Source organism: Photorhabdus heterorhabditis (assembly GCF_001280945.1).
Classification (GTDB): Bacteria; Pseudomonadota; Gammaproteobacteria; order Enterobacterales; family Enterobacteriaceae; genus Photorhabdus; species Photorhabdus heterorhabditis.
In genome coordinates this window covers 1-7,609 of sequence record NZ_LJCS01000105.1, presented here as the reverse complement: position 1 = coordinate 7,609, position 7,609 = coordinate 1, and the positions used below count along the sequence as shown (strand labels likewise).

Sequence of the window (7,609 nt, the reverse complement as noted above, 5' to 3'; positions counted from 1 at the left end):
GACCCGATTGGATTAGCAGGGGGTCTGAACCTGTATGCGTACGTGCCGAATCCGGTGTCGTGGATTGATCCGCTGGGTCTTGCTGGGTGTAATGCCCAATTTAATTCCAGAAAGGCAGCGCTTAGAGCAGCAAAAAGAGATGCGGGAATACCAATGAATCAGCACCCTAATGCCACTAAAAAAGTTCCGTTGACTGATAGAAGTGATCGTCAAATAATGGATGCTAATCACAATCCTCTTTCGTCAAGAGAATATCATTTTACTCGTCCAGATGGCTCCAAAATAGTAATACAGGAACATTCAGCAGGGCATATATATGGCCCACCTGGGACTCCTGGAAATCAGGGGCCTCATTTTAATCCTAGAGAATATAATCCTGCGTCTGGAGATGGATTTAGAAACAAAAGTGTCGATGGATTACCAGAACATTATAATTTTCCTTGAGGCAAGTAAATGTGGTTTGATCATGCTATTTTTAAAGAAAAAATTAAGTTCATGTTTAATAATGAGCTATCAATGGAACATGTTGAATTTGAACAATTTTTATATTATGACACATCTAGATTAAAACTTTTTTTCTGTAGCAGAAATATACCAGAAGTTATTCCAGAGAAATGGAAGAGGAAAAAGTTTAATTGTTTTATGATCACATTGACATGTATTGATGTTTCTGTATTGGAAATTCATGGGGGAGGAGTTGCATTTGAATGTGCCCCCATTATTGAATCAACGAGGGAAAAAACAGAAATTACAATAAAAAATAATGACTTTTACCTCCATTGTTCTGCCAGAACAATGGTAATAGAGGATATTACACCGCATTGGGATGTACGATGGACTGAATAATATAAATAGCCGGAAAGATCCTTTGAGATCTTCCGGCCTTCTTGTGATCTACCGTGGCGCATACCCACGGTAAGCCAGAGCGGATTGAAGCTTAGAAATCGCATCCTTAATCTGATACGCTTCTTCGTCATTCACCGCACAGGCCCGTATCTCAGACCAACACAGCCGCTTAACCAGTTGAGCTAAGGCCAGCGCTTCAATATGAGTTAACTGAATGTCCTGCAAATGTTCAATGGCTATTGTCATCTCATGCTCTCCCTTTAACCCGCAAAACCGGTTATCAGCGCCTGCATCTGCTGCTTGATCTCTTGCAGTTGGGCCTGTTGCCGCTGGTACTGTTGATGTTGTTGTTGCGTGGCTTCACTGTCAGGGATCAGCACCAGACAACCGTCCATCACCTTCACCGTAATCTGGCCGCCAGTATTAAATCCCGCCTGTCTCAGCCACTGCCCCTTAAGATGTATCGCCGGGGTGGCGTTGCTAACCCTGTTTCCGTTCGGCACATAGCCCACCGTGTAATAACGTTCTGTTTTCACGGCTTTATTTATCGCCGCTTCTGCCTTAGAATGCACCTTAGCCATAGTCACTACTCCTATAGTTGCTGTGGTAAGCGGCGGTAACGGGTGCCAGCCCGTTATCCCCGCGCTAAATATCAACAGATTATCGCTTTATCACCTGCTTTATCTTGTCTTGTGTGATAGCCATATCCAGAAAATGACAAATCACTTCCTGATCTTCCGGCTTCAATGCATCGGCCTGTTTACACAACTCTTTTAGCCGCTTGTTTTTGATATCAAACTCCGGGGCGGCACTGCCTTTATCACCCAGTAACAGATGGTCAATACTGACCTCTAATATCTGCGCCAGCTTGATGATGTAATCAAACTGAGGCTTGGCTTTCCCCTGTTCCCAGCGCCCTACCATGCGGGGCTGAATATCCAACAGGTCCGCCAGTTTCAGTTGTGTTAACTGCCTTGATTTACGAATAGATGAGAGGTTTTTACCAAAATCAGTCATGGACAAACATAGCCAAGTTAGTTGTTTGTTCCACATGCTAAATCCCCTCCTGAAAATTAATTCTTGAAAGTATTCTAATGTCCTGTTTAAAATAGGTCAATATAGACCTTGACGTATTTTTTAAAGGATTAACGATATGGCCCGCATCCCGGAAGCCGAATTACAGCACCTGAAAGCCGCCGTCTCCTTAGTCGCCGTGGTGGAGCAACAGGGGCGACAGCTCTTTAAACGCGGCAAAGATTATGTACTGCTGTGCCCGTTCCATGAGGAGAAAACCCCGTCAATGGTTATCTCACCGGCAAAAAATCTTTATCACTGTTTTGGCTGTGATGCCGGCGGCTCCGTGCTCGACTGGGTAATGAAAACCAAAGGCTTAAGTCTGCGCCGGGCCGTGGAACAGTTGCGCGGGATACTGGGAGATAACCCCTCGGTGGCGCCGCTGGTGAAACCGGATGAACCCGCCATGCTGGCCGATGATGACGCCGGACGGCAGGCGCTGCTCAGTCGGGTCGTCGGGTTCTACCATCATACGCTGCTGAATGCCCCCGAAGCCCTGGATTATCTGGAAAAACGGCGGCTCAACCACCCGGAATTAGTCGCTCAGTTTAAACTGGGCTTTGCCAACCGCACGTTAGCCTATCGCCTGCCCATCAAGGCGGTGCAGGCCGGCGCACAGATCCGCGCCCGTCTTCGGACCGTGGGGCTGATGCGCGACAGCGGGCACGAGCACTTTACCGGTTCGCTGGTCATACCGGTTATCGACCCGAACGGCCAGATCCGTGAGATATACGGGCGCAAAATCACCGACCGTTTACGTAAAGGAACGCCGCTGCATCTGTACCTTCCCGGCGCACATGGCGGGATATGGAATGAGCCGGCGCTGATCAGTTCAGGGGCGGTCATTCTCTGTGAATCCCTGATCGACGCTCTGTCGTTCTGGGTGGCCGGTCACCGCCATGTCACCGCCGCCTATGGGGTGAACGGCTTCACCGATGAGATGCGGCAGGCGTTTCGGCGGCATGGCGTTAAGCAGGTCTTGATCGCCTACGACAATGATCCGGCAGGCAATGAAGCGGCGGTAAAACTGGCCGCAGAACTCACCGCCGTCGGTATCACCGTGTTCCGGGTGGTGTTCCCCGAGGGCATGGATGCCAACGGCTATCTGTGTCAGGTCGCTGAGCCGGAACGGGCCTTCGGGTTGTTGCTGGACAGTGCCGTGCCGATGCAGGAAGCGGCAGAGGTACAGGCCACCACCGCAACAGAGCGGGCCGCACTGGCTGAACATCAGCCGGTTCCGGTGCCGGAAACAGTCAGCACATTAGCCGCCGGTATAGCGGCGTTGCCGTCGATGCCGAATGTGGTCTGGGAAACCGGCGCTAACGGCGAGATATCCCTGACGCTGGGCACACAACAGTGGGGTATCCGGGGCCTGTCACAGGTGAAAGCCGGGGCGGCGGCGGTGAAAGTGAATGTTCAGGTCGTTGATACTGACAGCGGCGTGATGTTCGCCGACAGCGTGGACATGATGAGCGCCCGCAGCCGGGGCGGGTATGCGCGGCTGGCCGCCACCGAACTGGGACTGGCCGAAGGTGACCTGCGCCGGGCGCTGGGGCAGGTGTTGCTGGTACTGGAACAGTGTCAACAGGCCGGCGTCAGTGAACAAACCGAAACCCCACCGGTTCCCGAACTGAGCGAGGACCAGCGGGCCGCGGCGCTGGCGCTGCTGCAAGACCCGAAACTGAGTGAGCGCATCACCGCTGATTTAGCCGCCTGTGGCGTGGTGGGCGAATCCACTAACCTGCTGGCCGGTTACTTAGCCGCCGTCAGTCGCAAGCTGGACCGTCCGCTGGCCGTGCTGATACAAAGCAGTTCGGCGGCAGGGAAAAGCAGCTTAATGGATGCGGTCCTCAATCTGATACCGGAAGAGGAACGGCTGCAATACAGCGCCATGACCGGCCAGAGTCTGTTCTATCTGGGGGAAACCAATCTCCAGCATAAAATCTTAGCCATTGCCGAAGAGGAAGGCGTCAGGCAGGCCGCCTATGCGCTCAAACTGTTGCAAAGCGACGGCGAACTGACCATTGCCAGCACCGGTAAAGACGATGCCAGCGGGAATCTGGTCACCAAACAGTACACGGTGAAAGGGCCGGTGATGCTGATGCTCACCACCACCGCAATAGATGTCGATGAAGAGCTGTTAAACCGCTGTCTGGTGCTGACGGTAAACGAATCGCGGGAGCAGACCGAAGCTATCCACGCCTTGCAGCGCCATAAACAAACCCTCGAAGGCTTACTGGCCGAGAATGAAAAGGCGTATATCACCGAACTGCATCAAAACGCCCAGCGGCTGTTGCGCCCGCTCAATGTGGTTAACCCTTATGCCTCACAGTTAACGTTCATGAGCGATAAAACCCGCACCCGGCGCGACCACATGAAATATCTCACGCTGATACAAAGTATCGCCCTGCTGCATCAGCACCAGCGCGAGGTGAAGACCGCGGAACACCGGGGCAAACGGCTTGAATATATCGAGGTGACCAAAGACGATATTCGCTTAGCAAACCAGCTGGCCCACGAGATATTAGGCCGCACGCTGGACGAAATGCCGCCCCAGACCCGGAAACTGTTGCTGCTGATACAGCAAATGGTGAAAGAGAGCATGGCAGAGCAACAACGCCCGGTGAAAGATATCCGCTTTACCCGCCGGGATATCCGCAGTTATACCCACTGGAGTGACAGCCAGCTTAAGCTCCACTGTCAGCGCCTGAGTGACATGGAATACCTGCTGACACACGGCGGCAGTCGCGGCCATCTGTTGCAATATGAACTGCTCTGGAATGGCGATAAAGCGGAGGAGGCTCACCTGTGCGGTCTGATTGAACCGGAAAATCAGGCTGCCAATAGTGTATATGACTCGTGCAAGTCTGGCCCGGATGAAGGCAAGTCGGGGTCAAGTCTGCCCCAAGTCAGGGCCAAGTCTGGGTCGCCAAAACCGGCGGCAAGCCGCAGTGACAAAGGGCTGAACGGTTCGCAAGTCGGGACAGCCTGAAAAGGACTGTTCCGGCCCCCTAAAAATCAGGCCGTCGTACCGTACTGCCCCTTCATCAACGAACCCGAAAGCCAGCAAGGAAAGTGTGAATATGACGGGTGCAAGTCTGGCTCAAATGAAGGCAAGTCAGGGTCAAGTCTGCCCCAAGTCGGGGTCAAGTCTGGTTCGCCAAAACCGGCGGCAAGCCGCAGTAGCACAGGGCTGAATGACTCGCAAGTCTGGGCAGACAGAAAAGGACTGTTCCGGCAATATAAAAATCAAGTCATCGTACCGTAGTGATTTTTACCGATAACAACAACACGCTATATTCCCTACAGGAAATTACATCATGTCATTATCTGCTAAACATCAATCGGCACCCCTCGGGCTGACCCTGCGCCAGCATCTTGCGGCGTATCTGGATAACCTGCTGTTGCAGGGGCTGAGTCAAAAGAGTCAGACCGCCAGTCATGAACGACTGATGCCGTTCGTCAGCTGGTGCGAGGAACAGGGTATCCTGTCCGCAACTCAGGTGACCGGGCCGTTACTGGAAAACTGGCAACATTATCTTGCTCAGTATCGTAAGGCCAACGGGCAGCCCTATACGCCGGCCAGTCAGCGCCTGCGCCTGCGCGCCTTACGCCAGTGGTTCGACTGGTTGCAGCAACAGCACGCTATCCCGACCAGCCCGGCAGACACGCTGGCCCTGCCGGCCAGAAAAAAGCGCGCCGCTGTCACGGAAACGCTGAATCAGGCTGACGCCACGATACCCACCCGCTTCGCCACCCTACGCCAGCATCTGGCCGCCTGGCTGGAAGCCGTGCAGGGACAGGGCTTAAGCGAACGGACTCAGGAAGCCTATGCAGAACGGCTGTTGCCGTTCGTCAGCTGGTGCGAAGCCCGCGGAGTCATGACCGCACCACAGGTCAGCCTGCCGTTGCTGGAAAGTTACCAGCGCTGGCTGAGAAGCCACCGTAAAGCGGACGGCCAGCCCTACACCCCGGGCAGTCAGCGGGACCGCCTGAGTGTCTTACGTCAGTGGTTCCGCTGGCTGCTGCAACGTCACCATATCCTGTATAACCCGGTGGACAGTCTGGTGTTGCCGAAGGAAGAAAAACGGCTGCCGGCACAGGTAATGAATGAAGACGAAACCCACACGGTCTTAGCCGCAACGGATATCAACACCCCAACCGGGCTGAGAAACCGCGCTATCCTTGAAGTACTGTGGAGTACCGGTATCCGGCGGATGGAAATAGCCAACCTGCTGTTAAGCGAGGTGGACTTCGGGCGCGGCGTGGTGCTGGTCAGACAGGGCAAAGGCCGTAAAGATAGGGTGGTGCCCATCGGCGGGCAGGCGCTGCACTGGTTAAGCCGCTGGCTCAGTGTCCGGCCCGAGTTAACGCGGCGGGGCGACAGTGGTCACCTGTTTATCACCAGGAAAGGCCGGGGACTGGCAAAGGGCACGTTAACCTGGATAGCCGCTGACAGCATCCGTAAACAGGCGCAACTGACTAAACCGGGGGCCTGCCATCTGTTTCGCCACTCCATGGCAACCCAGATGTTAGAGAATGGCGCGGACACCCGGCATATCCAGGCGATACTGGGGCATGAGAAGCTGGAAACCACCCAAATCTATACCCGGGTGGCTATCGGTCACTTAAAGGAAGTGCATGAGCAGACCCACCCGGCAGAACGGCAGTCAAAGCAGGCAACGCCAGACGATAAGCAGGCGGAAAGGGACCAGCCGGACAACCCAAAGCCGGCCTGAAACCTGAGTGCGGTTGGACAGTTCGACGGTTAGCCGCTTCCCTGTGAGCGTGTGGGGTGCAGTGAAAGGCAGACTGCGCGCGTCCCTGCGCACAGACTGCCTGCCCACCTTCTGAGTGCCGGCGGTAAATGACGGCCGCCCGGCACTGAACCCCGGTGTCCTCTGTTACATGTGTTGCCGGTCAGCCGCCATTCAACATAATGTGGCATTAAGCGCAATGGGCCTGAACGGCCCGCCGCGCTTAACAAACATTATGTCGGCGCCGCCCACCGAAGGGCGCTGCGCGGTTACCTCAGCCCCGGTGCGCGGCTGGCCGCCGGGTTGAGCTTCTTAGCCCCCGTGGCGCGCAAGGCGGACGCCTTCCGCTGTCAGCCGCAGTGCAAAATCCCACCGCCGCAGTCGCCGCCGTCCCTGGCGGCTCCGGTGATAACATCGGCCCTAAAACCCGCCCGCCAGCCTGTTAAGGTCAACAGCCACAGACCGGTAAGCCAGTCGGCCTGCGGCCTCCGCCGTTAATTACCCCCGCCCCGCCCCTGCTGCACTGGCTGCGCGCGGCTCGCACTGCGCTGCGCTCCGTTGCTCGTCCCCGTGCTCGCCATCTCCGCCCCGTGCAGCCCCCAGGGGGGCTTCCCTGTTAAAAAGCGTTACCTGCGGGCCTGGCCCGCCCGCACCCGGCCAACCCGCGTCAGCGGCGCAGACAAGCTGCACCGCCGCCACGGGTTCTTGATAAAACCCGGTTCTGGCAGGCAAAGCGGGCCGAAACCTGGCGCTGACGTCGGGGAAAAAATGCGCTAACATCGGGAAAGTGCCCGTCGGGGCGAGTTGATATGTTCTTTAACAGGGTGGGAAACAGTGGCGAAGAAAAAGGCTGCTAAATCAGGGGGAAAGGTCCGCTCAACTGTATGATGGCGTCGGGATAGTGCCTAAGACCCGATTGGATTAGCAGGGGG

7 protein-coding genes are annotated in these 7,609 nt (G+C 55.3%); 4 read left to right on the top strand and 3 right to left on the bottom strand.

All coding sequences use genetic code 11. The features are described 5' to 3' along the window. Both AM629_RS20130 and AM629_RS20125 read left to right on the top strand, forming a co-directional pair. The coding region (locus tag AM629_RS20130) for an HNH/endonuclease VII fold putative polymorphic toxin (RefSeq protein ID WP_268794987.1) at positions 1-444 on the top strand (444 nt) is incomplete at its 5' end. A 9-nt stretch (positions 445-453) separates the two neighbouring features. After that, positions 454-846: an immunity 50 family protein gene (locus AM629_RS20125; RefSeq protein ID WP_054481468.1), complete on the top strand. Its 393-nt coding sequence runs from the start codon at positions 454-456 to the stop codon at positions 844-846. A 48-nt stretch (positions 847-894) separates the two neighbouring features. Here the strand turns inward: AM629_RS20125 and AM629_RS20120 are convergent, their stop codons facing one another. The 3 genes from AM629_RS20120 to AM629_RS20110 all read right to left on the bottom strand — a co-directional run bounded on the left by AM629_RS20120 (position 895) and on the right by AM629_RS20110 (position 1,899). Next, positions 895-1,092, bottom strand: coding sequence for a DUF7706 family protein (locus AM629_RS20120; protein WP_054481467.1), 198 nt, complete (start codon positions 1,090-1,092; stop codon positions 895-897). Between the two features lie 14 nt (positions 1,093-1,106). Continuing rightward, on the bottom strand, positions 1,107-1,427 hold the full coding sequence (locus AM629_RS20115; protein ID WP_054481465.1) for a SymE family type I addiction module toxin: 321 nt from the start codon (positions 1,425-1,427) through the stop codon (positions 1,107-1,109). Between the two features lie 79 nt (positions 1,428-1,506). Beyond that, complete coding sequence (locus AM629_RS20110) at positions 1,507-1,899, bottom strand: helix-turn-helix domain-containing protein (RefSeq protein ID WP_021327089.1); 393 nt, start codon at positions 1,897-1,899, stop codon at positions 1,507-1,509. A 100-nt stretch (positions 1,900-1,999) separates the two neighbouring features. Between AM629_RS20110 and AM629_RS20105 the strand changes: the two genes are divergently transcribed. Beyond that, complete coding sequence (locus AM629_RS20105; protein ID WP_054481463.1) at positions 2,000-4,912, top strand: CHC2 zinc finger domain-containing protein; 2,913 nt, start codon at positions 2,000-2,002, stop codon at positions 4,910-4,912. A 745-nt stretch (positions 4,913-5,657) separates the two neighbouring features. Further along, a complete protein-coding gene (gene xerC / locus AM629_RS20100; protein WP_054481470.1) occupies positions 5,658-6,659 on the top strand; it encodes a site-specific tyrosine recombinase XerC in 1,002 nt (333 codons plus the stop codon). Positions 6,660-7,609 lie beyond the last annotated feature (950 nt).

Bases quoted from the DNA above. Each gene is read 5' to 3' on its own strand.
- AM629_RS20110 (WP_021327089.1), bottom strand. From the start codon at position 1,899: ATGTGGAACAAACAACTAACTTGGCTATGTTTGTCCATGACTGATTTT.
- AM629_RS20105 (WP_054481463.1), top strand. From the start codon at position 2,000: ATGGCCCGCATCCCGGAAGCCGAATTACAGCACCTGAAAGCCGCCGTC.
- AM629_RS20125 (WP_054481468.1), top strand. From the start codon at position 454: ATGTGGTTTGATCATGCTATTTTTAAAGAAAAAATTAAGTTCATGTTT.
- AM629_RS20120 (WP_054481467.1), bottom strand. From the start codon at position 1,092: ATGACAATAGCCATTGAACATTTGCAGGACATTCAGTTAACTCATATT.
- AM629_RS20115 (WP_054481465.1), bottom strand. From the start codon at position 1,427: ATGGCTAAGGTGCATTCTAAGGCAGAAGCGGCGATAAATAAAGCCGTG.